The 25653-nt window shown below is 48.3% G+C and carries 25 protein-coding genes and 1 pseudogene; 3 read left to right on the top strand and 23 right to left on the bottom strand.

Translation table 11 applies throughout. The features are described from left to right. Window positions 1–63: 63 nt before the first annotated feature. The 5 genes and pseudogenes from VFK44_08165 to VFK44_08145 form a co-directional block, all read right to left on the bottom strand. Entirely contained in the window at window positions 64–582 is a 519-nt protein-coding gene (locus VFK44_08165) for an adenine phosphoribosyltransferase (GenBank protein HET7628349.1), read from the bottom strand. Next, complete coding sequence (recJ, locus tag VFK44_08160) at window positions 579–2939, bottom strand: single-stranded-DNA-specific exonuclease RecJ (GenBank protein ID HET7628348.1); 2361 nt, start codon at window positions 2937–2939, stop codon at window positions 579–581. The genes VFK44_08165 and recJ overlap by 4 nt, the downstream gene beginning before the upstream one ends. Before the next feature lie 100 nt (window positions 2940–3039). Beyond that, complete coding sequence (locus tag VFK44_08155; GenBank protein HET7628347.1) at window positions 3040–3369, bottom strand: lipopolysaccharide assembly protein LapA domain-containing protein; 330 nt, start codon at window positions 3367–3369, stop codon at window positions 3040–3042. 81 nt (window positions 3370–3450) lie between these two features. After that, window positions 3451–5665: pseudogene (gene secD, locus VFK44_08150) on the bottom strand (protein translocase subunit SecD). Between the two features lie 70 nt (window positions 5666–5735). Next, the gene (locus VFK44_08145) at window positions 5736–6047 is read right to left on the bottom strand and encodes a post-transcriptional regulator (GenBank protein ID HET7628346.1); all 312 of its coding nucleotides are present in this window, start codon (window positions 6045–6047) and stop codon (window positions 5736–5738) included. 190 nt (window positions 6048–6237) lie between these two features. On the opposite strand from VFK44_08145, the gene spoVB reads away from it, so the two are divergent. Continuing rightward, the gene (gene spoVB, locus VFK44_08140) at window positions 6238–7806 is read left to right on the top strand and encodes a stage V sporulation protein B (protein HET7628345.1); all 1569 of its coding nucleotides are present in this window, start codon (window positions 6238–6240) and stop codon (window positions 7804–7806) included. An 8-nt stretch (window positions 7807–7814) separates the two neighbouring features. Here spoVB and VFK44_08135 read toward each other — a convergent pair whose 3' ends face one another. Then, the gene (locus tag VFK44_08135) at window positions 7815–8495 is read right to left on the bottom strand and encodes a DUF421 domain-containing protein (GenBank protein ID HET7628344.1); all 681 of its coding nucleotides are present in this window, start codon (window positions 8493–8495) and stop codon (window positions 7815–7817) included. 81 nt (window positions 8496–8576) lie between these two features. After that, on the bottom strand, window positions 8577–9866 hold the full coding sequence (locus tag VFK44_08130; GenBank protein ID HET7628343.1) for an ArsB/NhaD family transporter: 1290 nt from the start codon (window positions 9864–9866) through the stop codon (window positions 8577–8579). 171 nt (window positions 9867–10037) lie between these two features. On the opposite strand from VFK44_08130, the gene VFK44_08125 reads away from it, so the two are divergent. Beyond that, a complete protein-coding gene (locus VFK44_08125) occupies window positions 10038–10421 on the top strand; it encodes a TIGR04086 family membrane protein (protein ID HET7628342.1) in 384 nt (127 codons plus the stop codon). A 34-nt stretch (window positions 10422–10455) separates the two neighbouring features. On the opposite strand, the gene yajC is transcribed toward VFK44_08125, so the two are convergent. The 11 genes from yajC to VFK44_08070 all read right to left on the bottom strand — a co-directional run bounded on the left by yajC (window position 10456) and on the right by VFK44_08070 (window position 19101). Next, complete coding sequence (yajC, locus tag VFK44_08120) at window positions 10456–10734, bottom strand: preprotein translocase subunit YajC (protein ID HET7628341.1); 279 nt, start codon at window positions 10732–10734, stop codon at window positions 10456–10458. 25 nt (window positions 10735–10759) lie between these two features. After that, a complete protein-coding gene (gene tgt / locus VFK44_08115; GenBank protein ID HET7628340.1) occupies window positions 10760–11899 on the bottom strand; it encodes a tRNA guanosine(34) transglycosylase Tgt in 1140 nt (379 codons plus the stop codon). Continuing rightward, entirely contained in the window at window positions 11896–12942 is a 1047-nt protein-coding gene (gene queA, locus VFK44_08110) for a tRNA preQ1(34) S-adenosylmethionine ribosyltransferase-isomerase QueA (protein HET7628339.1), read from the bottom strand. Before queA ends, tgt begins: the two co-directional genes overlap by 4 nt. 14 nt (window positions 12943–12956) lie before the next feature. Then, window positions 12957–13148: a DUF2905 domain-containing protein gene (locus VFK44_08105; GenBank protein ID HET7628338.1), complete on the bottom strand. Its 192-nt coding sequence runs from the start codon at window positions 13146–13148 to the stop codon at window positions 12957–12959. Between the two features lies 1 nt (window position 13149). After that, window positions 13150–14157, bottom strand: coding sequence for a Holliday junction branch migration DNA helicase RuvB (gene ruvB / locus VFK44_08100; GenBank protein HET7628337.1), 1008 nt, complete (start codon window positions 14155–14157; stop codon window positions 13150–13152). A gap of 15 nt (window positions 14158–14172) precedes the next feature. Beyond that, a complete protein-coding gene (ruvA, locus tag VFK44_08095; protein HET7628336.1) occupies window positions 14173–14772 on the bottom strand; it encodes a Holliday junction branch migration protein RuvA in 600 nt (199 codons plus the stop codon). A gap of 94 nt (window positions 14773–14866) precedes the next feature. After that, window positions 14867–15397, bottom strand: a complete 531-nt coding sequence (locus VFK44_08090) for a BofC C-terminal domain-containing protein (GenBank protein ID HET7628335.1) — start codon at window positions 15395–15397, stop codon at window positions 14867–14869. Between the two features lie 64 nt (window positions 15398–15461). Next, complete coding sequence (locus VFK44_08085; GenBank protein ID HET7628334.1) at window positions 15462–16199, bottom strand: YebC/PmpR family DNA-binding transcriptional regulator; 738 nt, start codon at window positions 16197–16199, stop codon at window positions 15462–15464. 109 nt (window positions 16200–16308) lie between these two features. Beyond that, entirely contained in the window at window positions 16309–16956 is a 648-nt protein-coding gene (locus tag VFK44_08080; GenBank protein ID HET7628333.1) for a YhcN/YlaJ family sporulation lipoprotein, read from the bottom strand. A 68-nt stretch (window positions 16957–17024) separates the two neighbouring features. Then, entirely contained in the window at window positions 17025–17774 is a 750-nt protein-coding gene (gene nadE / locus VFK44_08075) for an NAD(+) synthase (GenBank protein HET7628332.1), read from the bottom strand. 94 nt (window positions 17775–17868) lie between these two features. Continuing rightward, window positions 17869–19101, bottom strand: coding sequence for a LysM peptidoglycan-binding domain-containing protein (locus tag VFK44_08070; GenBank protein HET7628331.1), 1233 nt, complete (start codon window positions 19099–19101; stop codon window positions 17869–17871). A gap of 234 nt (window positions 19102–19335) precedes the next feature. On the opposite strand from VFK44_08070, the gene VFK44_08065 reads away from it, so the two are divergent. Further along, the gene (locus VFK44_08065) at window positions 19336–19881 is read left to right on the top strand and encodes a transcription repressor NadR (GenBank protein ID HET7628330.1); all 546 of its coding nucleotides are present in this window, start codon (window positions 19336–19338) and stop codon (window positions 19879–19881) included. Window position 19882: 1 nt separating this feature from the next. Here VFK44_08065 and VFK44_08060 read toward each other — a convergent pair whose 3' ends face one another. The 5 genes from VFK44_08060 to VFK44_08040 form a co-directional block, all read right to left on the bottom strand. Further along, window positions 19883–20329, bottom strand: coding sequence for an ACT domain-containing protein (locus VFK44_08060; GenBank protein ID HET7628329.1), 447 nt, complete (start codon window positions 20327–20329; stop codon window positions 19883–19885). A 13-nt stretch (window positions 20330–20342) separates the two neighbouring features. Beyond that, window positions 20343–21635 carry a GTPase ObgE gene (gene obgE, locus VFK44_08055; GenBank protein ID HET7628328.1) on the bottom strand — a complete coding sequence of 431 codons (1293 nt, stop codon included), beginning with the start codon at window positions 21633–21635 and terminating at the stop codon, window positions 20343–20345. A gap of 4 nt (window positions 21636–21639) precedes the next feature. Beyond that, window positions 21640–22230, bottom strand: coding sequence for a Spo0B C-terminal domain-containing protein (locus VFK44_08050; GenBank protein ID HET7628327.1), 591 nt, complete (start codon window positions 22228–22230; stop codon window positions 21640–21642). Between the two features lie 756 nt (window positions 22231–22986). Continuing rightward, complete coding sequence (locus VFK44_08045; protein HET7628326.1) at window positions 22987–25119, bottom strand: hypothetical protein; 2133 nt, start codon at window positions 25117–25119, stop codon at window positions 22987–22989. Continuing rightward, a complete protein-coding gene (locus tag VFK44_08040; GenBank protein ID HET7628325.1) occupies window positions 25116–25643 on the bottom strand; it encodes an ATP-binding cassette domain-containing protein in 528 nt (175 codons plus the stop codon). The genes VFK44_08045 and VFK44_08040 overlap by 4 nt, the downstream gene beginning before the upstream one ends. Window positions 25644–25653 lie beyond the last annotated feature (10 nt).

Below are 25653 nucleotides of genomic sequence, written 5' to 3'. Positions count from 1 at the left end.
GAAGACTGGAATCGACGCCAAACGGGAGACCCGTGAACAAAAAAGCGCCCGTGCGGGCACTTCTTATTCGTCGTATTTCATTAACGTAAACAGTTCGTACTCGTCGATTTGTTTCCGACCTTGCAAATACGTCAATTCAATCATGAATGCCGAACCGACGACCGTTCCTCCGAGCTGTTCAACGAGTTTGATCGTCGCCCCGGCAGTACCGCCCGTTGCCAGCAAGTCGTCGACGACCAACACGCGTTGCCCTGGACGAATCGCGTCCTTATGCATCGTGAGAACATTTTTTCCGTATTCCAAGCCGTAATCCGTCTGAATCACTTCCCGAGGAAGCTTGCCTTGCTTACGGACCGGAACGAACCCAACGCCGAGCGCATAGGAAAGCGGGCAGCCGACAATGAATCCGCGCGCTTCCGGCCCCGCAATAATGTCAATCCGTTTGTCTTTGGCGAATTCCACCAGTTCGGCAATCGCTTTTTGAAATACTTCGCCGTTTTGCATGAGCGGAGTCAGATCTTTGAAGCTGACGCCCGGTTTCGGAAATCCGTCAACGATTGCGATGTAATCTTTGTAGTTCATTTTTGTACAGCCTCCTCAAGCATTTCCGATTCGTCCAAGATCGTTTCAAACCAATTTTTCAAAGACGAAGATGATGCATAACAAAATAAGTGCTCAACTTCCGCTTGCCGTTTCCTTTCTTTCACGAGCTGCGATTCTGACAATTCCCGTTTTTGCGGGCGGTCAGCGGCGGTCAAAATCCCGTTTTTCCATGTCGCGAATTCCAATTCTTCGAAGACTTCCGCCATGAACAATACCGTTTCTATCGACCATCCTTTTTGTTTTGCCAACGATTCAGCATGATGGCCCAAATTCAACGTTTTTCGCTGAAGCAACAGCCCGTATAACCATTTAAAATGGTCGCGGGTCGGCAGCGTAGAAAAGAAATTCGTCGCATCGTGATGAAACACAGCATAAATACGATCAGGAGCAGCGTTTTGAAAAAGTTTCTTCATCGCTTCGACATTATGGGGTACGTCAAGGAGAACGACGTAACGTCCGCATAATTGCTCCGCCGTCACGGTTTGCTCTTGCAAACAAAAGAATGGTTTTCCTAACGTTTCAAACCGCTTTTGATCCCGCGTATCTGATCGAAACGCCACATACAATCTTTTTTCTTCGGGCAGCATTGCCAATTTACTGGCCGCATTGCGTTCATTGCGAAAATCAAACAACTGCCAATGGTCGACAGAAACGTCCTCAAGAACGATTTGCGGTTTGCGGAACCCGTTCCACTCGTTCACTTGCAGCCGTCCGACGACCGATGTCTTCGCATTTATTGACAATTCGTCACCGATTGAACCCCATTGAAATCCGATCGCGTCAACGGATGTTTCGCTCCCGCTTAATACCGCTTTTAAATGGTTGGCGTCACTTCCGACTTTTTTGATTTGCGTCAGCCGCGCATTTTCGATCCATACTGTTGGCGGCGGATTGTCTGTCCCAAACGGCTCAAGCCGAGACATTTGCTCGATCAATGAAAGGGACACGTCATCGACCGAGCAAACGACATCCACATGTTTTGTGGGAACCAAATCTGCCTCGGTCAATCCCTCACGCGCCAATTCATTCAATCTTCGCCGCAATTCGCCGATCCTGTCGTTTTTTACGGTCATGCCGGCAGCCATCGGATGTCCGCCGAATGCATCAAGACAATCACTGCATTGCGCCAAATGGCGATACATGTCGAATCCTTCGATACTTCGCGCCGACCCTTTTGCCAAACCTGTCTTTTCATCGATGCTCATGACAATCGCAGGGCGATGGTAGCGTTCAACGAGCCGCGAGGCAACAATACCGATTACGCCAGGATTCCAACCTTCCTTGGCGGCCAAGAGAAACCAATGATCCTCGGGCGGAAATTCCCGTTCGATTTGTTCCATTGTCTCATCGGCGATTTCATCGACGAGCCTTTTTCTTGCCCGGTTCGTTTCCTCGAGCACGTTCGCCAGTTCGTCCGCTTCTTCCTCCTTATCGGTCAACAACAGCCGAACCGCAGGGGTCGCGGAATCCAGTCTGCCGACGGCGTTCAAACGAGGACCGATCGTAAATCCGACGTCTTCTGCGGTAAGTTTCTTTCCTGCGATCCCGCTCACGTCCAACAGGGCTCTCAATCCGGGGCGCTCGGTATGTTCAAGCTGGGTAAGCCCGCGAACGGCAATGAGCCGGTTCTCTTCGACAAGGGGAACGAGATCGGCGATCGTTCCCGCCACGGTTAGATCGAGAAGATGCTCAGGGACGCGTCCGAGCAGCGCGTGTGCAAGCTTAAACGCAACTCCGGCACCTGAAAGCCCTTTGAATGGATACAAACAATCCTCTTGATGAGGATTCACGATGCTGAACGCGTTTGGCAACCGCGTAGGCGGCTGGTGATGATCGGTGATGATGAAATCGAGGCCGAGTTCACGCGCGGCTTCGGCTTCATCAATCGCTGATATTCCAGTGTCCACCGTAATGACTAGTGTCTGATGCTCCTCTTTCGCATTATGTAAAGCAGGCACGTTCGGACCGTACCCTTCCGTAAATCGATTAGGGACATAGTAGTCCGCGTTTGCCCCGATTTCACGCAAAACGCTCATCAAGATGGCGGTGCTCGTCACACCGTCGGCATCATAGTCGCCAAATACCAAAATTTTTTCTTGATTCGTGATTGCTTGTTGAATGCGGTCGACCGTTTCGCGCATTCCTTTCATGAGGAAAGGATCATTGAACGGTTGATCGTTCACGTTGAGAAACCGTTCGGCGCGTTCAATCGTGTTCATGCTGCGATTGATCAATAATTGTGCCACGAGCGGAGCGATTCCGAGCGTCGTTGCTAACGATTCAGCTTCATTCGTCATCTCCGAAACCGTCCGCCATTTCGTTTTCGGCTTTAACATACAATCACCTCTTGACCGTTCCATTATACCTTCAACTTGTCGAATGATCAAAAGAGATTTCGTCCGTTGGAAGCATTGGAAAACAGCCAAGAGGTTCCTTTTAAGAGTTTGTTGAATCGTCGCTCGAATGAGACTCGCCAGTGTCGGTGGTTAATGATGGCTCTACTCTCGTCTCGCGTTCGTTAAGAAGTTGTTCATATTGTCTTCTCAGCCTGCGATTTTCCATTTGCAGTCGAATCACGCGGTAAATGCCAAATCCTCCGACAACAAGTGCACCGGACAACGCCGAAGCAAGAATGACGATGACGAGCGGCCAGCGAGCAGTGCCGAACAAATAATCGACCGTCACGTCATCGACGTTGATGACTGCAAACACGGCTACGATAAGAGCAAACAGCAAAGCAAACAATAGTCCCCATTGACCTTTCATTGCATCTCCTCCTCCCTATCGGTTTTCCCTTCGTCCGCCGAAGAGAAACGAAAACCTGCGGCACCATCCGCAGGCGATCGATTAAGCATGCTGTTCATTTGGTTGAGCTTTGTGTTTCCGTTTCATCGCCTTTGATTTCCAAATGACCCAAAGCTGTGAAGCAATAAAGATAGATGAATACGTTCCCGCGACGAGACCGACCATCAATGCGAATGCAAAGTTGCGAATTTCCGCGCTCCCGAAAATCAACAACGCAACTGCCGCCAAGACAACGGTCAAAACAGTATTAATGGAACGTGTCAACGTTTGATAAATGCTCGCATTCACGATGTATGCCAAATCCTTATATCCCTTGACCCGTTTCGCCTTCTGCATGTTTTCGCGGATCCGGTCGAACGTTACAATCGTGTCGTTAATCGAATAACCGACGATCGTCAACACCGCCGCGACAAACTCGACATTCACTTGCAGTTGCAACAAACTGAAAACCGCGACGATAAAAAATGAATCGTGCAGCAAAGCGACGATGGCCGCAAGGCCTTGAAGAATTTCAAAGCGAATCCACACATAAATAATAATCCCGATCGAGGCGATCGCGACGGCAAGCATCGCATTCTTTGCCAGCGTTCTCCCAACTTGTGGCGATACTTTGCTTACAGTAATGTCGGATCCGTAAATAGCCCGAAATTTCTTTTGAATTTCTAATTCTTTGTCTTGCGACAATACTTTATCGAAACGGGCCGATCCAATGTTGTGGTTCTTTCCCGCGGGGACGATTTTGACCGGGTCAACCCCCATCTCGTGAAATTGCTGTTCAATCTTATCTACGGAAATCGGATGATCCGCTCGTATTTCGATTCGCGTTCCGCTTGTGAAATCGATGCCGAGATTCAAACCTTTAGCGGCCAATACCGCAAAGCCGATCACAATGAGCACGGCCGAAAAGATGAAAAACTTGTTCCGTTGTTCGACGAAATCGAATTTGCCTTTTTCATATTTAAAGCTCACTGATATCCTTCTCCTTTACGCCGAAATACCCCGGTTTTTTATCTAACACACGGCTCTTCACCCAAAAACCGAGCAACAACCGTGTTCCGTATACCGCGGTTATAAAACTGGCGAGGATGCTGACGATCAACATGACCGCAAAACCTTTCACCGAGCTTGTCCCAAAGGCAAACAGAACCGCTCCCGCCAAGATGGTCGTCAAGTTGGCGTCAAGAATCGTTACGAATGACCGTCTCACCCCGGACTTGAACGAAGACAAAATCGATTTGCCGGTACGGATCTCCTCCTTGATTCTCTCATACGTGATGACGTTTGCATCGACCGCCATGCCGACGCCGAGAACGAATGCGGCAATGCCGGATAAAGTTAACACGGCATTCATCCAATCATAAACAAGAAGTACGAGATACATGTAAGCGCATAACGTGATAACCGCAATGATTCCGGGAAAACGATAAAACAACAACATGAAAAGAAAGATGAGCAAGATGCCGATCAACCCAGATACAACCGTTTGGTGCAATGCGTTCTTTCCGAAAGCGGCGCCGACAGAAGTCGAATAAATTTCTTTTAGTTTCACCGGCAGCGAGCCCGCATTCAGCAATTGCGCCAGCGTCTTCGCTTCATCGAGTTTGAAATCACCCGAAATGACTGCGGTGCTGCTCAAGACGGCTCGCACGACAGGTGCCGAAATTAAATGTGTGTCGGCATTCGGGTTGTTTTGTTTCTTTTGCAGCGCTTCCTCAAGCGAATCGCCTTCCTGGTAATCCATCCAGATCGCCATACGTTTACCGTAAAGCTTTTTCGTAACCCGTTGAAACTTATCGGGATGTTTGATCTTCATCTCGACAACGGGCTGTCCATTTTCAAAGCTTACCTTCGCGCTCCCTGGCACGAGGTCGGAACCGTCCAATACTTTTTTCCCTTGTTCGTTGCGAAAACTTATACGGGCGCCCGTGGACAGCAGTTCACGGGCTTTGTCCGGGTCCTTTACGCCCGCAAGCTGGACCCGTATATGGTTGCGTCCCTCAATATCGATGTTCGGCTCGGCCACGCCAAGCACGTCGATCCGTTTCCTTAAGGCAGCTACCGTACTTTGCAAGACGTCGTTGTCGATTTTTTGACCTTTTTCTGCCGGTTGCACTTCGTAAAGCACTTCAAACCCGCCTTGCAAATCAAGTCCGAGCCGAATGTCATGTATGATTCCATTGGCGGTATAGCCGATCATACCCGCAAGCAATACAAGAATCACGAAAAAGGCAACGAGATTCCCTTTTCTATTTTTCATTCGTATGTTCCCCTTTCATGTTGCCAAAACCCCTTTTTTCCGCAAAAACTCACATATTCCCATTATATTTTCAGCGGCCGGCCTCGTCAAATTCACTCAGTTTCAATGGCTTGTCCCCTTCAAACCAATCCGGACCGAAAAAACTTTCCTTCCGCAAACGGTTCATGTAATCGTTCACCGATAATCCCATGAATTCGTTCACGAACACGTGCAGCCGGACCGGTTCCTTGCCATGTTTCCGATGGACGCGTTCGACCGCGCATTTCCAAATTTCATCCCGATCCGGTTCATCATAGCCGAGCAGCACGAACTCATCCACTTTCAAATTGATGATCGGGTCCAACTTTTCTTTCCAATGATCATAAGCTCCTGATTCAGGCATCCCGACACCTCCGCTTGTTTATTTTACCATGATAAGACAACTTGTTGCCGTTTGTCATTCGATTTCTATTAAAGTCCGGCAATTCCTTGTCATGCTTTGTCCACATTTTTGCATATACATGCTACAGACCGTGAAGTGGACCGGCTTCACATTTCAACGGCGCAATCATTCAGACGGAGGCATCACTCTCATGACGAAACAATCGTTTTTGAAAGGAACCCTCGTCCTCATTCTGGCGGGGATCGTCGTCAAGATCATCGGCTTCATTAATAAAATTGTCATCGTGCGCATCATCGGCGAAGAAGGATACGGCCTCTTTACAATGGCGTTCCCGACGCTGCTGCTTACGGTGACGTTGACACAAATCGGACTTCCGGTTGCGATATCGAAACTCGTTTCCGAAGCGGAAGCGCTCAACGACCGCCGCAAGATCAAACGCATTCTCGTCGTGTCTCTGTCAACGACAGGAACGCTCAGCCTGTTATTCACCGGCATGATGATCTTGTTCGCGCCGATGCTCGCAAAAACGGTGTTTGTCGACGAACGAGTGATGATTCCGTTGCTCGCCATATCGCCGATCGTTCCTGTCGTCGCCGTATCTTCGGTACTTCGCGGCTACTTTCAAGGGCGGCGTCACATGAGTCCGCTCGGGATCTCGCAAATCATCGAACAAGTGCTTCGTGTATGTTTTTCAGCCATCCTGGCTACGGCTTTGTTGCCTTACGGCGTCGCTTATGCGGCTGCCGGCGCGATTTCCGCCAATGTCATCGGCGAAATCGGTTCGTTATTTTATATGTTTACGATGTTCAAAACCTCGAAGAAAATCCCGATCCGCAAAGGGTTTTGGTCCTATGTAAAAGGCGGACGCAAAGAGTTCAAAGAGTTAATGAACATCGCTCTTCCCGCGACTGGGAGCCGCTTGATCGGGTCAGTCGGCCATTTTTTCGAACCGATCATCATTACGCAAAGTCTAGCGATTGCCGGAGTGTCAGCAGCGATGGCGACAAAATTGTACGGGGAAATCGCCGGCCTGGCTCTCTCTTTTTTGACGCTTCCGACGTTTATCACGTATTCATTGTCCGTTTCGCTTGTGCCGACGATCAGCGAAGCCGCCGCCCATCATAGGTATGACCAGATTCACTACCGTTTACACCAGGCGATGAAAGTGTCAATGATTACCGGAGGACTGGCTGTCGTCATTACGTATGAATTTGCGGCACCGTTAATGAAACTCATGTACGACGTGCCCCACGTTGCCGTTTATGTGCGCTGGATGGCCCCGTTTTTCTTTATTTATTTCTTTCAGCAACCGTTGCAGGCGGCATTACAAGCGTTAAATCACGCAAAGGCAGCCATGATGAACACGGTTTTCGGATCAACAGTGAAAATGGCAACCATTTTCGTCCTCGCCTCACAGCCGGAATTTCAAATCTTCGGAGCTGCGATGGGTTATGTCGTAAACGTCATCCTTGTTACCCTTCTTCATTTCGTCACCGTCGTTAAGTCGGTCGGCTACACACTCGTCGCTGCCGATTTTGCCAAAGGACTGATTTGCATTGCCATTACCGCTTTCACCGCCTATTATTTGCGGCATTACGCCCTCACGGGCGTCGAATTGCTGCCGAGAACACTTACGCTCATCTTCGTCGTGACGATCGTTTACTTTTTGCTCATCGTTCTCTTCGGCGTCATTCGAAAAGACGACGTTGCCCAGCTTCCTCTCATCGGCAAATGGGGCACGAAATTCTTCAAGGCGTAACGGACCGGTCACTTTTCGTCCTTCATGTCGATGAACAAAGATCCGTCCCGCTGCATTGAGCAATACGAAATCGCCTTCACGTCTTTATAGCCTAGATCTCGCAATTGCTGGCGGAGCCATAAAGGCGTTTTTCGCAATCTTTGCAGATTTTGCTCCTGCACTTCTCCGTCCAAAATGAGCGGCATCGGCAAGTCGACGTCTTGCTCAGGCGAAGGCAAGCCGTCGTCGGTTTTCGTATCTTTGTATTGATATACGGAAAGCTTTCCCGTCGGCTCAAGCACCGCGAATTCGACATCCGAGATGTCGCGGACTTTGTTCTCCCTCAACTGTACGAGCAAATCATTGAAATTGTAGCGTTGCCTTCGCATTTCTTCCTCGTCGATTTTTCCTTTGTCGATGATCGTTGTCGGGGTTCCGTCCGTATAGCGGCGGATTTTTTGGTTTTTCAACGACAGATAGGACAGCGCGACTTGCAAAGCGCCGAGAACGCCGATCGAGAGGATGGATCGCAACATGGGCGTCTTCGGATCTTCGATGGAAAAAACGGCGAGTTCACCAATCATGATCAAGATGACGAAATCCAATATACTCAGCTGCCCGATCTCACGTTTTCCCATGACGCGAAACACGATCAACAATAAAAAATACAAGAAAACGATGCGCAAGACAACGGTCCAAATGCCGTCCACAAAAAAACCTCCCTTCGATCCGCTTACCTTAGTGTGACCGCTCGATAGGGAGTTCATGTTACGCAGGATATGGAAATGCGCTCAATGAAAATCGACCAGATAACGAAAATACAAGTAAATGCTTGATATGACTAACGATAACAACACAACGAGCAAACCCGTTTTCATAAATTGGAAAAATGGCAGCGGTTGCCGATGTTTGCTTGCCAATCCGGCGACGATGACATTTGCCGAGGCACCGATGAGCGTGGCGTTGCCGCCGAGACATGATCCGAGAGAAAGGGCCCACCAGAGCGGATCCACATTCATCATGCCGTAATCACGAAACTCGAGAATGACCGGAATCATTGCAGCCACAAAAGGAATGTTGTCGACGAAACCGGAAATCAGTCCCGATCCCCATAAAATAAAAAGAGCGGTTTTTTGAATGTCTCCTTCCGTATAAAATAAAATGCTTTTCGCCATCTCATCGATCACACCCGCTTCCTGCAAACCTCCGACCAACATGAACAACCCCGCGAAGAACAAAAGCGTCATCCACTCCACGGAACGAAAAACGGATTCCAAGTTCATCCGTCCGTATGTAAGCAAGACAAGCAACAACGCGCCGGCCATGGCCACGGTGACCAATTCAACATGAAAAAACGGATGGAAAAGAAACCCGCAAATCGTCAACAACAATACGGTCACCGACCGCATTAAAGCGGGGCCTTTGCGCAAATACGATGCAGGATCAACGTTCATTAGGCGCAAACGGTTCGTTTTGGATGTTTTTAACGAACGGCGGTAGATCAATAAAAACAAAACAATTACAATGGCGTATATGAGGATGACGACAGGAGCCAAGTTGACGAGAAAATCGTTGAACCCGAGGTGCTCGACTTTTTGACCGATCATAATGTTCGGCGGGTCGCCGATGAGCGTGGCGGTCCCGCCAATATTGGAAAAAACGATGATCGCCGTTAAATAAGGAACTGCCGGGAGGGCGAGGATGTCCGTAATCGTTAAAACAATCGGGACGAGAAGAAGCACCGTCGTCACATTATCAAGAAACGCGGATCCGAGCGCCGTCAAAGAAGCAAACATGAAAAGCAAGGGCAGCGGCTTTCCCAACACCTTTTGGGCAAGAACTACCGCCGCAAACTCGAAGACACCGTTGGCGCTCGTGATGGAAACGATGACCATCATCGAAAACAATAATACGATCGTTTCCCAGTCGATGTACCGAAACAACATGTCATCGACATCGACGATACCTGTCAGCGTCATGAGCAGACCGCCGACGCAAGCCGCAAAAGCGCGATTCATTTTTTCGGTAATGATCGCCGTGTAGGAAATCAAGAAAATAGACAAAGCAACGATAGTAGCCAACGGTTCCGTCTCCTTCTCGTTCGCTGTCATGGTTTGTACATCGTATGAACGGACAAAGGAGAACATGTTGAATTCATGTGTAAAACCACCTCGCTTGAAGACGCAAAATGATTCTAAATGTCCGGCTTGATGAATAAGTTGTACTAGGACAACAGACGGGAGGAATGACAAATGAGAGACGGAAAAATGACCGGCATGTTTCTTGGACTCGGCATGGTCGTCGTCGTTATTGTTTTAGCAAGCTTTGTCATATCACTATTGCTTCAGTTTACAAACTTAAGCGAAGCATCATTTGCCACGGCGACGATCGTAATTTCTTTATTGGCTTTGTTGGCAGGCGGAATTATGGCGGGAAGGAAAGCTGGCGAACGGGGATGGTTCATTGGGGCCGGCGCAGGTTTTCTGTACACGATCCTGCTTTCCCTCATTCAATTTTTAGGATTTGAAACGAGCTTCACTCCTCAGCAATTGTTGTACTTCCTCATGTATGTTTTAGTTTCGGCGCTTGGCGGCGTGATCGGCGTCAACCTTTCCTCGTCACACGCGAAAAAATAAAGAGCCCGGCGTTGAGCGCGGGCTCTTTTTTTCTTTACTCTTTTTCTTTTGATTCCGTAATTTCTCTTACCGCTTGACGATCGAACGTCAGCTTGCTGCCGTCGTTCGAACGAATGACGATGCGGTCTTCGTCAATCGCGTCCACTGTACCGTGAAAACCTCCGATTGTAACGATCTTATCTCCTTTTTTCAAAGCCGCCTGCATTTCCCGCGTTTGTTTTTGCCTCTTTTGTTGCGGACGAATGGCAAGAAAATAAAAGATCGCGAAGAACAAAATCAGCGGCCCTACTGTCGTAAGAAGTGAATTGCCCATTAGTATGTACCCCCTTTCCCTCGTGTTAAAAGTTTTTCGCGTTCGGTCGATGGAAACCGTATTGTTCGAAAAACCGTTCGCGGAAATCAAGCAAACGATCTTCGTGAATCGCTTGTCTGACGCGCCTCATTAAGTTTAACAAAAAATAAAGGTTATGGTAAGTCGTAAGACGGAATCCGAACGTTTCGTTCGTTTTCACGAGATGACGAATGTAAGCACGTGAGTAGTTCCGGCACGTATAACAGTCGCAAGCCTCGTCCAAAGGCCGAAAATCTTTGGCGTATTTCGCGTTGCGGACGACAAGACGACCGCTCGACGTCATGCAAGTGCCGTTGCGGGCAATCCGAGTCGGCAATACGCAATCGAACATGTCGATTCCGCGAATCACGCCGTCAATCAACGAATCCGGGGACCCAACGCCCATCAAATAGCGCGGCTTGTCGGCAGGCAACAGCGGGGTTGTCCACTCCAACACCTCGTTCATGACATCCTTCGGTTCTCCGACGGACAATCCGCCGACCGCATAACCGGAAAAATCAAGCGAACTGAGATCAGCGGCGCTTTGCTCTCGCAAGGCTTTATACTCTCCGCCTTGAACGATTCCGAACAGCGATTGACGTTCCGTTTGATTGTGAGCCGTTAAACAACGCTCCGCCCAGCGACTCGTCCGTTCGACCGACTCTTTCATGTATTCATATGACGCTGGATACGGCGGACATTCATCCAGCGCCATGATCACGTCTGCACCGAGCGCCTGCTGAATCCCGATCGATTTCTCAGGAGACAAAAACAAACGGTCGCCGTTCAAATGATTCCGGAAATGAACGCCCTCTTCCTGAATCTCCCGCATATCGCTGAGACTGAATACTTGAAAGCCGCCGGAATCGGTTAATATTCCGCGGTCCCAGTTCATGAATGAATGCAAACCGCCGGATGCCTCAACAATATCTTCTCCTGGGCGAAGCCATAAATGATACGTGTTGCTTAAAATGATGCCGGCGCCCATCTCTTTCAATTCTTCCGGGCTCATCGTTTTCACTGTTGCCAGCGTGCCGACCGGCATGAACATCGGTGTGTCGAACGTACCGTGAGGGGTGTGAAGTTTGCCTAAACGCGCACCGGTCTGCTTGCATGACTTGATGAATTCATAGGTGACTGCGGTCAATCGCGACCCTTCCTTTCCAAAATGAGCATGGCGTCCCCGAAGCTGAAAAAGCGGTATTCGCGGCGAACCGCTTCCCGATAAGCGTGTAAAATGTTTTCCCTTCCGGCCAAAGCGCTGACAAGCATGATCAACGTCGATTTCGGCAAATGAAAATTCGTAATCAATCCATCGAGCCCGCGAAAACGGTAACCCGGATAAATAAAAATGTCTGTCCAACCCGATGCTTCTTGAAATCGGCCGTCCGATTGACTTGCAATCGTTTCGAGCGTCCGCACTGCCGTGGTTCCAACGGCAATGATACGACCGCCGTTTTCTCGCACACGGTTCAATTGCTCGGCCGTAGACTCGGACATCATGTAAAATTCGCCGTGCATCTTATGATCTTCGACATTGTCCACTTTCACCGGACGAAAAGTGCCGAGCCCGACATGGAGGGTAATGAACGCCGTTTCAATGCCTTTTGAACGCAATTCGTCCAATAACGGCTCGGTAAAATGAAGACCCGCCGTCGGCGCGGCCGCCGATCCGCGATGACGAGCGAATACCGTTTGATACCTTTCACGATCTTCAAGTTTTTCATGAATGTACGGAGGCAGCGGCATGTCGCCGAGCTCGTCGAGCACTTCGTAAAACGGACGATCCGCGTGAAATTCAAAATCACGCAAGCCTTCGTCCTTCACGGCCGTGCAAGTGGCCGTTAACGTTCCTTCGCCGAACGAGACGATGGTGCCTTCTTTGATTCGCTTGGCTGGTTTAACGAGCGTTTCCCAGCGCTGTCCTTGCAAATTTTTCAACAAAAGCACTTCGACTTGCGCGCCAGTTTCCGTTTTCGTTCCGAATAACCGTGCCGGAAGTACTTTCGTATCATTTAATACGAGACAATCGCCTTTTTTTAAAAAACGGCCGACCTCTTTAAAGGTTCCGTGTTCGATAGCTCCGGATACGGGGTCGAGCGCAAGTAACCGTGATGCACTTCGATCCTTGATCGGCGTCTGCGCGATCAGCCGCTCCGGCAATTCAAAATCAAACTGTTCCACATCCATTGTTGTCCTCACCCTTAACGAAACTTACCGAAAATATAAAAAATCAATGACAAAACAATACTAATGACAATGCTGGTGACGATAGGAAAATAAAAAGTGAAATTCCCCCGTTTGATAACGATGTCACCGGGAAGTTTGCCGATTAGTTGCCATACGAATCCGATAACGACAAGCACGATGCCCGCGCCAATCATAAATTTACCGATGTCACCCAAGAAAATCCGGCACCTCCAAATGAAAATGATCGTACACCGCGGCCGTTACCGCTCTCCCCCTGGGTGTACGTTGCAAAAAGCCGATTTGCAACAAATACGGCTCGTACACGTCTTCGATCGTATGCGATTCCTCGCCGATCGCCGCCGCCAGCGTATCGAGCCCAACGGGACCGCCGCGAAATTTATGAATGATGGTCTTTAACAATTTATGGTCAATTTCATCCAATCCTAAACGGTCCACTTGCAGTCGTTCAAGCGCTCGCGCGGCAATCTCCGCCGTAATTGAACCGTCCCCATCCACTTGCGCAAAATCACGAACCCGCTTCAATAATCGATTCGCAACCCGCGGTGTCCCGCGCGAACGGCTCGACAGCTCGCCTGCGGCGACCGGTTCAATCGGCACATTCAAGACGCCTGCTGTTCTCGTAATAATGTGCTTCAGTTCAGCTTCCGTATAATACTCGAGCCGATTGATGACACCGAATCGGTCACGCAGCGGAGGCGACAAATAGCCGGCTCGCGTCGTCGCTCCGACGAGCGTAAACGGAGGCAAATCAAGGCGAATCGAATGCGCCGTTTCGCCTTTACCAACGACGATGTCCAAACAAAAATCTTCCATCGCTGGATAAAGCACTTCCTCTACATTGCGATGAAGACGATGAATTTCGTCAATAAAAAGCACGTCTCCTGGTTCTAGTGCGGTCAAAATCGCCGCCAAATCACCTGGTCTTTCGATCGCCGGTCCGGAGGTGGTGCGCAGTTGAACACCCATCTCGTTGGCGATGATCATTGACAACGTCGTTTTCCCAAGCCCCGGAGGTCCGTACAAGAGCACATGGTCGAGCGGCTCATTCCTTAACTTCGCCGCTTCAATGAACACTTTCAAATTCGCTTTCACTTGCTCCTGCCCAATGTATTGCGCCAATGACTGCGGACGCAGACGGCCTTCAACAGACACATCTTCATCCGTTGCTTCCGCAGAAACGATACGCTCCTCCATTACATCCCCTCCTTCCTATTGTGCTGCGATCAACCGTAACGCTTGTTTGACATATTCGTTGGCACTCAAGTTTTCCCCTGTGATTTGCCGAATCACTTTTTGAATTTCCTTGTCCCCATATCCGAGCGACTCCAATGCTTCAACCGCTTCATTCAAAGCCGTCGATCGAGGTGCCTGTGCAAGTTCATCGCCTCCACCTGCAGGCAACAGCCCGAGCTCAGACAATTTCCCTTTTAAATCGAGAATCATTTGCCTGGCCGTTTTCTTGCCGACACCTGGAAACTTGGTTAAGTATTTCTCATCTTCCCGTTCAACGGCGGCCGCCACATCTGCAGGCCGGCAAGCGGCGAGAATGCCGAGCGCCCCTTTCGGTCCGATGCCGGAAACGGCTAACAGATGAACGAACAATGCTCTTTCTTGTTCTGTCGTGAATCCGTAAAGCGAGATGATGTCTTCTCTCACGTAATGATAAGTAAATACTTTTACCCATTCGTTTTTCTTGCGCTCAAAACGCATCGCATCCGGGCAATAAACCAAATATCCGATACCGTTGACGTCGATGATGATCGCGTCCACTTGCACTTCAACGATTTTACCATACAAATAAGCAATCAACCGACTCTCTCCCCTATGTCGCACTTCCATTCATTTTATCATAGGACCACCAAAAAGTGGACAACCGGCTGCCATCGCCGTTTGTCCACGGGGCTCATTGTTTCTGGGCGTATTTTTCCAAACATTGCAGCACTTGTTCATAACGGTCCTTTGATTTGATCGGAATGCCTCGTTTCAATTGTTGGCGAAGTCCACTCTCAAGCTCGTCGACATCAATGTGAAAAAACGAATGAATCGCTTCATTGCCCGAAGGTGTTCCTTTATAAATTTGCAACAGATTTTCCGGGGACAATCCGAAATAGCCGTCCGCTTTCAACATCGGCGAAATATCGTTGACATGCTTTTGGAACCGAATGACATGTGCGCTTTGATCGACCAATTCCCAGTCAGCGAAGCGCGCCCAGAAATCCTCCATCGACCAAATCGTAACCGGTTTTACGTTCAAAGTCTTCCTGCCATCCACATAAATCCGTTTCAAGTAAACGTTGACCGTCTTTGGTGCATCCGTTTGATGTTCATAGAAACGGACGGAACTTTGCTTTGCCTTCGCGTGGATCTGTAAAAATCCCGCAGTTGATCCGAAACAAATGAGAAACATGAGAACCATTGAAGCTAAACGTCTCATACAATCACGCTCCGATAAGAAAAGCTTTTTTCTCAGTATATCCGAAAAAAAAAGCTTTTATCCTTCATTGAAGCCAATCGGAATCGACGTCTAGATTATGATAAACTTCTTGCACGTCGTCTTGATCTTCAAGCGCGTCAATTAGTTTCAACGCTTGTTGGGCTTCGGCGCCATCCAGTTTCGTTGTCGTTTCGGGAATCATTGTTACTTCAGCGGACAGAAAATCATACGATTCGGAAAGTTGATCTCGGACGTCCGTAAATTCTTCCGGTGTCGTATAAATTTCATATGCACCTTCTTCCGTTTTCACGTCCTCTGCTCCCGCTTCAATGGCTTCAAGCATGATGTCATCATCTTTGCTTTCGTCGTTTCGCTCAATCGCAATCAGGCCCTTCCTTTGGAACATGAATGCAACACAGCCGCTTTCGCCTAAATTCCCGTCATGCTTCGAGAACAAGTGACGAATTTCGGCCGCCGAACGGTTTTTATTATCGGTCAGCACTTCGACCATGACAGCAGCCCCGCCCGGTCCGTATCCTTCATAAGTAATTTCCTCGTAGTGTACGCCTTCGAGGTCTCCGGTCGCTTTTTTAATGGCGCGCTCTATATTGTCATTCGGCATGTTCGCTTGCCGTGCCTTTTCAATCGCGAGCCGCAGGTTCGGGTTCGTGTCTGGATCACCGCCGCCTTGCTTGGCGTTGACGTACAATTCTTTCGACAATTTCATAAAAAGTTTTCCGCGCTTAGCGTCTTGCGCATTTTTTCTATGTTGAATGTTTTTCCATTTGGAATGTCCGGCCATAACCAATCTCCTCCCGCCTTAAAAATCATCGTTTTTATAATAGCACCCGCGTGCGGCAGCGTCAAAAACAGGGACAGGCATCAATGCCCGTCCCTGAAGACTCAATTATCTATCGATTGTTGTTTTGGAAAGGACGTTTGGCAGCGTTGGCAATATCATCAATGATGCCGCGAATGTCGGAACTGACTTCATTCATGCCGTCTCCGTCTTGCAAATTGTTGTTGACGTTCTGAATGCGGTTATACATTTTCCGGTTCGTCGTCACATGAATGTTTTTCCCTTGAACAACATTTTGAACGGTTCGGCGAACATTGCTTTTCATGTTGCGGGTTACCCCATGATCATGGGTTTTAATGCCGACGATCACGTCGTTTCTCGTAACGATAACGCTCGTGTTTTGAACATTTTTCAACGTCGAAACCCGATTCGCGATGGCTTGGGCTTGTCTGGAATAAACGGTATTTCTCCCCATTGCGTTCGGTCCGTTATCGTCGTTACGATCGTCGTTATTCATCACGCCGTTGCCAAGACCGAGGTCGTTGTCTCTATCGTTATTCAGGCGATTGTTGTAACCGAACCGATCAGCGTTGTTGTTATTATTGTTTTGCCCGGAATAATATCCGATCGGACGAGCGGTGCCATTGTCGTTGTTTCCAACTGCACCATTATCGTTTCCGGCATTGTTGTTGGCGCCGCATCCGACAAGTGTTCCGCTTAGCAGTAAAGCAGCCGATAATGAAAGTACTGTACTTTTCATTGAGAAACCTCCTTTCACTCTTATGGTGGCGAAAGGAGGTCGTTCTTACCCATGTTAGTTATAGGTAATCAGTGCGTCTCAATCGAAGGAGGCGCGGATGCTAAGCGCCGTTTATGTTCGCTCTTCTTGTGCATTTCCTCAATGATAACACGGTCCTTCTCTGGTATGGTTTCGCCGCGCAAATATGCATCGATCCGGCGATAGGTGGTACCCATTTCGTTTTCGTCTGTTTGGCCTTCCCAAAGGCCGGCGCTCGGTTGTTTATCCAAAATTTGTTGCGGTACCCGAAGAACTTTCGCCATTTCATACACTTCGCCTTTCGTAAATTGAACGATAGGTACAAGATCAACTCCGCCGTCACCGTATTTCGTGAAATACCCGGTATACCATTCGGCAGCGTTATCGGTTCCGGCAACGAGATAATTGTAATTGTTGGCGATCGCATACAGTGTGCTCATCCTGAGGCGCGCCCGCAAATTCCCGTCTCCGAGCTTCGCCGCTTGCTCATTCCAGTCGCCTTTATGTTGCAGGCCGGTCTTGATTTTTAAAAAAAGCGCTTCATGAGCCTCGCTCAAATCAACTTCAACATGTTCGATTCCTGCGCTTTCGATTACAGCTAACGCATCTTTTTTGTCGTCTGGATTGCTTTTGCACGGCATGATTACTCCAAGAGAACGATCCGGAAAAGCGCGTTTGATCAAATGGGTTACGACAGCGGAATCGATTCCGCCGCTCACACCGACCAACAATCCTTTCGTCTTACTCGTCCTCACTTGTTCCTGCAGCCAAGCAACGATATGTTCAATTTGCTTTTCCATTGTCGATACTTCCTTTCAAGTCATCCGTTTCGCCATTAAGTTTATCACAATTTTCGAATCCGAAAAAAAAAGACGATTTTATGGAAAAATCGTCTTAACTGGACGTCTCGCTGTTCCGTTCTTGAAACGAGTGATGTCCCGGCCGGCCTGCCGGCGCCATCCCGAATGCCGTACCGTCGTTACTTGGTTCCCAATACGACGGCTGAAAGCCTTGAGCGGTCGTTCCCCACATTGCTTGCATCGGTTGCGGTGCATAAGCGGACATTTGCGATGGTCCCATCATATGCGGTGCATACGGGTACTGCGTAAACATCGGTGACGTTTGCTGCGGGGCCATCATGTTCGCATTCGGCTGCTCGAACATCGGCGACACTTGCTGTGGAGCCATCATGTTCGCATTTGGCTGCTCGAACATTGGTGACACTTGCTGCGGAGCGAACATATTCGCATTCGGTTGCTCGTATGTCGGCGACACTTGCTGCGGAGCGAACATATTCGCGTTCGGTTGCTCATACGTCGGCGACACTTGCTGCGGGGCCATCATGTTTGCGTTCGGCTGTCCATACATCGGTGACACTTGCTGCGGGGCAATCATGTTCGCGTTCGGTTGCTCGTATGTCGGCGACACTTGCTGCGGGGCCATCATGTTCGCGTTCGGTTGCTCATACGTCGGCGACACTTGCTGCGGGGCCGCAACGTTCGCATTCGGCTGCTCATACGTTGGCGACACTTGCTGCGGATCCGGCCAAATCCATTGTCCTGCCTCGTATCCCGGTGCTGTTTGTTGCGGATGAACCGCATTCATTTCTTCGCTTTCAGCAGCACCGCTGCCCGAACCACCACCTGCTGACGCGTTTTGATTGCCGGAAGTTTGTTGCGGACGGGTGCCGGACCATTCACCGATTGTATGATGAGGCTGTGGTACACCGGACGATTGTTGTCCCGATCCGCTTCCATTGCTTCCCGTGCTTCCGCTTCCACCCATCGTTCCGTCTCCGCCTGTACTTCCGCTTCCGGATTGCGTCTGCGGTTTCCCTGCACCTTTTGTTCCTTTTTCATTCCCTTTTTTCCCTTTTTCTTGTTCAGGCGCCTTTTCCCCCATTTTTTTTATCTCTTTCTTGGCCGGCTTCATTTTGGACGGTTCCTTTTTCGTTTTCTGTTTCTTTACAGCGACGCCGCCCGTAGGTATTTTGACTTTCATGCCGGGTTGCAAAGCATCCGGATTCGTCAATTGCTGGTTGGTATCTTTCAATTTCGCGTGCTCGATCCCGTACTTTTTGGCAATCGTATACAAGGTATCCCCTTGTTGAACCACATGGATTTTCACGTCAAAAACTCCCTCCTGACACGTGCTTCGCTACATTATATGCCGATCTGGGCGTTTTGCCACTGTTTGCCGAAAAACACGAAAATCCTTCTTTCAATTGCAGCCTGCATGCGGATGAATTGTCGTTTCCAAAGCAACCCTCCGATTGAGCTTTGAACTGCAGCGGATTCACATTTTCGGTATAATGAATAAAAATGATCGTTTCGGTATGTCATATGAATGGAGGTATGAAAAATGGCCGGGGAAGAAGAAAAAGTGCTCGGGGAAGAACGTCGTCAACTCCTCTTGCGCCTGTTGAAACAGAGCAGCAAACCTTTGACGGGAAAAGAGATGGCACAGCAAACGAACGTAAGCCGACAAGTGATCGTGCAAGACATTTCTTTGTTGAAAGCGAGAAACGAGCCGATTATTGCCACGGCTCGCGGATATCTTTATATGAACGAACAAGAAAAAAACACGAAAGCTGTAAAAATTATCGCATCGAAACACCGGCGCGAACAAACGCGCGACGAATTGTATTTGCTCGTCGACCACGGCGTAACGGTAAAAAGTGTCACGGTTGAGCACCCGATTTACGGCGATTTGACCGGTTCCCTCATGTTAAGCAATCGGAAAGAAGTGGATGCGTTTATGAAACAACTGGAGAACACCGGGGCACCGCTGCTGTTGTCCTTGACGGACGGCGTTCATTTGCATGAAATTGAAGCCGATTCCGAGGCCGAGCTCGAATCGGCATGTGATGCGTTGGAAAATGCAGGATTTCTGTTGAAGCAGTCCTAAATCAAGCGCCGGTTCCGATCAACTCTACCCGCAGTACTTCCGGCAGGCGCCGAAGTTTGTCGAGGAACGCATCCATGTCGACCGAAAGATCGGAAATGTCGATCGACAATGACACGTTTGCCCGTCCTTGCAGCGGAATCGACTGGTGGATCGTCAATACGTTGCAGCCTGCCGCTGCGACTTCCGCAAGCAGTTTCGACAAGGTGCCCGAATGATCTTCAAGATGAAGGAAGAGCGTAATGATCCGTTCTTTGACAACTTTTTGAAACGGAAAAATTTTATCCTTGTATTTGTAAAAGGCACTCCGGCTTAAGCCGACGGATTGGACCGCTTCATAGATCGTATCCGCTTTTTCCCTTTCCAACAATTCCTTCGCTTGAAGCACTTTCACCATCGCTTCCGGCAACACTTCTTCCGACACCAAATAAAATTGTTCCCGTTTTTTCATCGGACAATCCCCTTTACGAATCGGTGTATTCAAATTCGTAATCCAAAATGCTTACGGTATCCCCATCTTCGATGCCTTTTTGCCGCAGCGCCTCATCGACACCCATGCCGCGTAGTTGTCTCGCGAACCGTCGCACGCCTTCCTCGGTTTGAAAGTTCGTCATTTTCAACAGTTTCTCGACTTTGCTTCCGCTGACCACAAACGTTCCATCATCGTTGCGGGAAATTTCGAACGCTGGTTTTTCCGCTTCGAATCGATAAACGACTTCTTCGTTTCCTTGATCCTCTTCGACACTCTCCATCGGGAACGCTGGTGCGGTCTCAAGCATGTCGGCCGCTGCGAACAACAATTCCCTGACGCCTGACTTCGTGGCCGCCGAAATTGGAAACACTTCCACAGAATCGCCGATTTGCTTTCGAAACTGCTCGAGATTTTCTTCAGCGCCCGGCAAGTCCATTTTATTAGCTGCGACGATTTGCGGCCGCTCGGTCAATTTTAACTGGTAACGGCGCAATTCTTCGTTGATCTTCACGTAATCTTCATACGGGTCTCGTCCTTCGGACGCCGACATGTCGACTACATGAATGATGACCCGGGTTCGCTCAATGTGCCGCAAAAATTCATGACCCAAACCGGTTCCTTCGTGCGCGCCTTCAATGAGTCCGGGCAAATCGGCGATGACGAAACTGCGTCCGTCCTCGACGTCGACGACGCCCAAGTTCGGCTGAATCGTCGTAAAATGGTAATCCGCAATCTTTGGTTTCGCTGCCGTAACGACGGACAACAACGTGGATTTGCCGACACTCGGAAACCCTACCAGTCCAACGTCAGCCAGCAGCTTCAATTCAACGCTGATCGTCCGCTCCTCACCAGGCTCGCCATTCTCCGATAACCTCGGTGCCGGATTGGAAGGCGTCGCAAACCGCGTATTGCCTCTCCCGCCGCGTCCGCCTTTGGCAATCACGGCCCGCTCCCCGTTTCGCGTCAAATCGGCAATCACTTGTCCGGTCGCTTTATCGGACACCGTCGTACCGGGCGGAACTTTCACGACCAAATCTTCCCCGTTTTTTCCGTGCTGTTTCTTCGAACGGCCGTTTTCCCCTTTCGGCGCCCGGAAATGTCGTTGATAGCGGAAATCCATCAACGTTCGCAATCCTTCGTCGACTTCAAATAGGACGTCGCCGCCTTTGCCTCCGTCGCCGCCGGCCGGCCCGCCTTTCGGCTCATATTTTTCACGGCGGAATGCAACGATCCCATTGCCGCCGTCGCCGCCTTTCACTTCTACTGTTACGTAATCTACAAACATGCCTTCACCTCGGCGCAATTTTTAAAGTCAAAACAAACGCTTCTTTACTTATATAGTCTTCCATGACCTGGAACCCCTTATGTAGACGAACAGCCTGTCCCAATGTTTTTGTTTCCTTTAGGGATCCCGAGAAATCCATCGTGGCAAATACACCGTCGTCCCCCAGCTGGAAACTCACCAACACATCATTTTCCGCACCTAATTCGGCACAATCATCCAATCGTTCGAGCCACTCAGAAAGAAAAGCCGCCAGATCGTCTTCGTAATCCGATAAATCCTGTTCTCGTCCAATCACTTCGGTTTGGAGGCGATAGGAATGTTCGTACCAATTAAAGGTCAAAAGCAACTCCGCCACCCGCGGCATATGTAAATTTGTCAATTTTGATTCATTGCGGGACCGGGCCGTGATGTCTTCAATGATTTCCTTGGCGCGTTCAATTCGGTTCAACGAAAGGTTCGCTTTGATCAACTGGATCTGGTTCAGCCAATCATGACGGACATGACGCAGCAACTCCACCGGTTTCAACGGTTTATCCACTCCCCACTCTCCTTCTTCAATTCGCTTATCAGGATCGCTAAAGGCACGCCAATCCACAACTTGTTCGATGAGGGATAGGCTTCCGGTTCGCCGTTGCGCTCAACAAGGTTTTGTCGAATAGACGGTGTCTAACATCTGGAAACATCATCATCTCTAGCTCAGCATCGGAATGTCAGTACTGTGGACTCCCTAATGTGACGCTTGGGTTCTCCTCATTATAGGGTCATCGTTATTATAGCAGACAAGAGGGCATGCGGAAACAGCTGGTATCCTTGCGGCATGGCTATTTCACAAACAGCATTTATGATCAAGCCGGCAAAAAACAAATCGACTTCAGGAACAGATACCATCACGTTCAGCATGGGCGAAGAACTTTTCAAGGGAAAGGAAACTGAAATAACAATTAAGGGTGCCCTGTTATGAGGCACCCCTTTAATGCAAAAAAATAAGGTGAACCGTAGACAAGTCGATATCCTAAAGTAAATATTCGATCCAACCATTCATTTCCGGTTAAAACAAGATGCATTCATTAGGAAGGTTGAGTGTACAAACGCCGGGTGAACACTATGACCGCAATCGCAAAGCCTGACAATATAAAAGAACTTCCCAACCCTAAAATCACCCAAATGAGAGAAACCTTTAAGTAAAAAAGCAGTACCCCGCCGAATACCAGGCCTGCAACAAGGGCGGAGACGGCCCAAACCGCAACTTCTTTAAGCAAATGAAGCAAGATTCTCTGTTTTCTCCAGCCTATCACATGGTACATATAAAATTCATTTCTTCTTTCCCTTAACAAAGCGTTCATACATTCACTTATGCCGACAATGGCCAGAATGAAAGTTGAAAAACAATTGAGGATTGCACCCAAAACGTAACATTGTTAGTGTACGCTCCCATTCTCGTCAAAGATGCTTCCTGAAAAGCCTCAGCCATACTGGCGATTTGCAAGCTGGTTAAAACGGTCGAAAGAATCAGGATCAACATTGACGGGAAAATGATTCTCATTTGATGAAAAATAGCCGGAAAATATTTATAAGGTCGGGTGCTAACTTTCGTTATCTTCTTCTGATTGACCAAATAGGTTGACATAGCAACTGCGAATGCCCATAAACCTATAGAAATCCAGTACATGCCAGCCGTAGCGTTACCAAAAAATAATACAACGATCGATACAATCAAAGCCGCCGTAATGAGAAAATAGTGTTCAATACAGTTACGCATGTTGATTCTACTCTGCCTCCACCCAATCGTAGAAAGAATGTCATTTTCTCCGGCCCATGTATTTTTTTCGAAAGTTAAACGAACCACCAACCACAAGATACCAAAAGTGATAAATAAAATGGACGTTAACACGGTTAGAACATTCCATGTACTCGTTAATTCTTGCGCAATGCCTAATGTTGTCCATTGGTCTATGACCTTTCCGATCCCTTCCACATCAAAGATCATTTTCTTGAAAGAGGACCCCGCAACAACATCCACTTCATATCCTTTTTTTAATAAGTGAGTTGCCACTTTTTCAATTTTTCTTTGTGCCGCTTTATTATAGCTGTCTATCCCGGCAACCTTCACACGAATGGCATCAATCGGGTTCTTTCCTTTTAACAATTTTGCTGCTTTCATGGTGGTGACACCACTTGCTGGACTAGCAATAAAACTGCCGGGAAGAATAGTGGGCGTCAGTGTTTCCCCGTCAACGGTTTTCGCTTTCAGATCCCCATAAATCCCCAATGGACTGGCAGCCAGTTTGGATTTGGTTTGGGATTTTGCGGAAAAGGTTCCTATTTGGTACACCAAAAAAGGCAATTTGTGTAGATCCCCGATATCATGTTTTTCAATCAGTTTATAAGAAGGCGGAGACCCTTCCTTTACAATCTCAACTCTTGGCATACCCTCTAGGTTTTTGTAAGTAAGCTTTGAAGCTGTATAATAAACAGACGTGTCCATAGCACCAAGGTGTTGACTTGAAACAGAAGGTTGCAATTGAGAGTTTAATTCCAAGGCAGTTCCGTTGAACGGATGAAGAAAATTCGACAAATCAATCCAGGTTGTTCGGGTGGCCAAAGCCTTTTCACTCTTTACTTCCTTTAGAACGGAATCAAAATGATCTGAATTTCCTCCCTGCATGATCCAATTGTCTTCATTTAAACCTAACTCATGAAGATAATGTTTTAGATTCAGATCAACCGTATCCATCTTTAATTTTAAATACACAGGAATAGGCAAGTCGTCTCTTTGTAAAACCTTCACAACCGGTAGGTTCCCAAAGTTTTTTAACATGGATTTAAAGTTTTCTGAATAATGCGCGTGTTTAAATTTGGCCGGAAAGTCAATACCCGTTAATCTTTCCTCACTTTTCGCATCTATCGCAACCATCGGGTAATAACTTGGCGGCATAATAATATCCATATAGGAGCTGACGAGTTCTTGTTGTTGAATTCCAGTCAAATACTGAATAAAACCGGGCTTTATTTTTTTAAAAAACGTTAAGGTCCCTTGATCGGTGATCGGGAATTTTTCCTTACCATTGGAGGTAAAGAACTGAAAGGTGAACCGTGTCGATTGATCTAGGACCGGAAGGGCAATGGAAAGCCGCATCCCCCGATAGTAACCCAAGGAAGCAACAGGTGCGGCAACCTCAATATCCGGGTTTGCCTGCATGTCCCTCCATGCTTTAATGGATATGCCGCCCGCACTATCGACAATGTAATTGTCTTCGACCATCCCAAACGTTTTTTCAATCTGTGTCCGGGAAGACGGGGGACGTACCAAAATATCATAACTTCCCCTTCCATATTGTTCAATCGTATCATTGACAGTGGCCTTTACCTCCCTGGATTGATGGAAAGCATAAGGAATAAGGACATATAATGAAACAAGTGCAAACAAAAGGGTCAAAGCAGCAGCTTTCCGATGAATGATGCGATTCCAAACCATTCGAATCATTCCCTCACCTCATTTGAGGTGAGATGACCAGCCGTTAAATGGTAAACCTGGTTGCCGTGCTTAGCAACATTCATATCATGAGTGACCAAAATGATGGTTTTCCCTTGTTTTTGTAAACTCAGAAAAAGCTTGATGATATTGTCTCTGTTTGCTTGATCAATATTTCCAGTAGGCTCGTCACAAATCAAGACGTTTGGATCTGCAATTAATGCCCGGGCTATCGCAACTCGCTGTTTTTCCCCTCCTGAAAGCCTTTCCGGCAAACGGGTAAAGAGTTTTTCTTCAATCCCCACTTTTCCCAATAATAGCTTTGCACGCTTATACAGTTCTTTTTTTGAACCGCGATTAAGGAATGGCAAAATGACGTTGTCCAAAACGGAATAATAGGGTAACAACTTAAAATCCTGAAAGACAAAACCAATGTTTCTGAGACGAAAATCGCTCCTGTTCTTCTCGTTTAATTGATACAAATTCACATCCCCATAAAAAATTTCACCTGAATTCGGTTCCAACAACCCCGACATACAATTTTAT

It is taken from the genome of Bacillales bacterium (genome assembly GCA_035700025.1).
Lineage (GTDB): Bacteria > Bacillota > Bacilli > Bacillales > DASSOY01 > DASSOY01.
The sequence above is the reverse complement of the archived record's forward strand: the minus strand, read 5'-3'. Positions and strand labels throughout refer to the sequence as shown.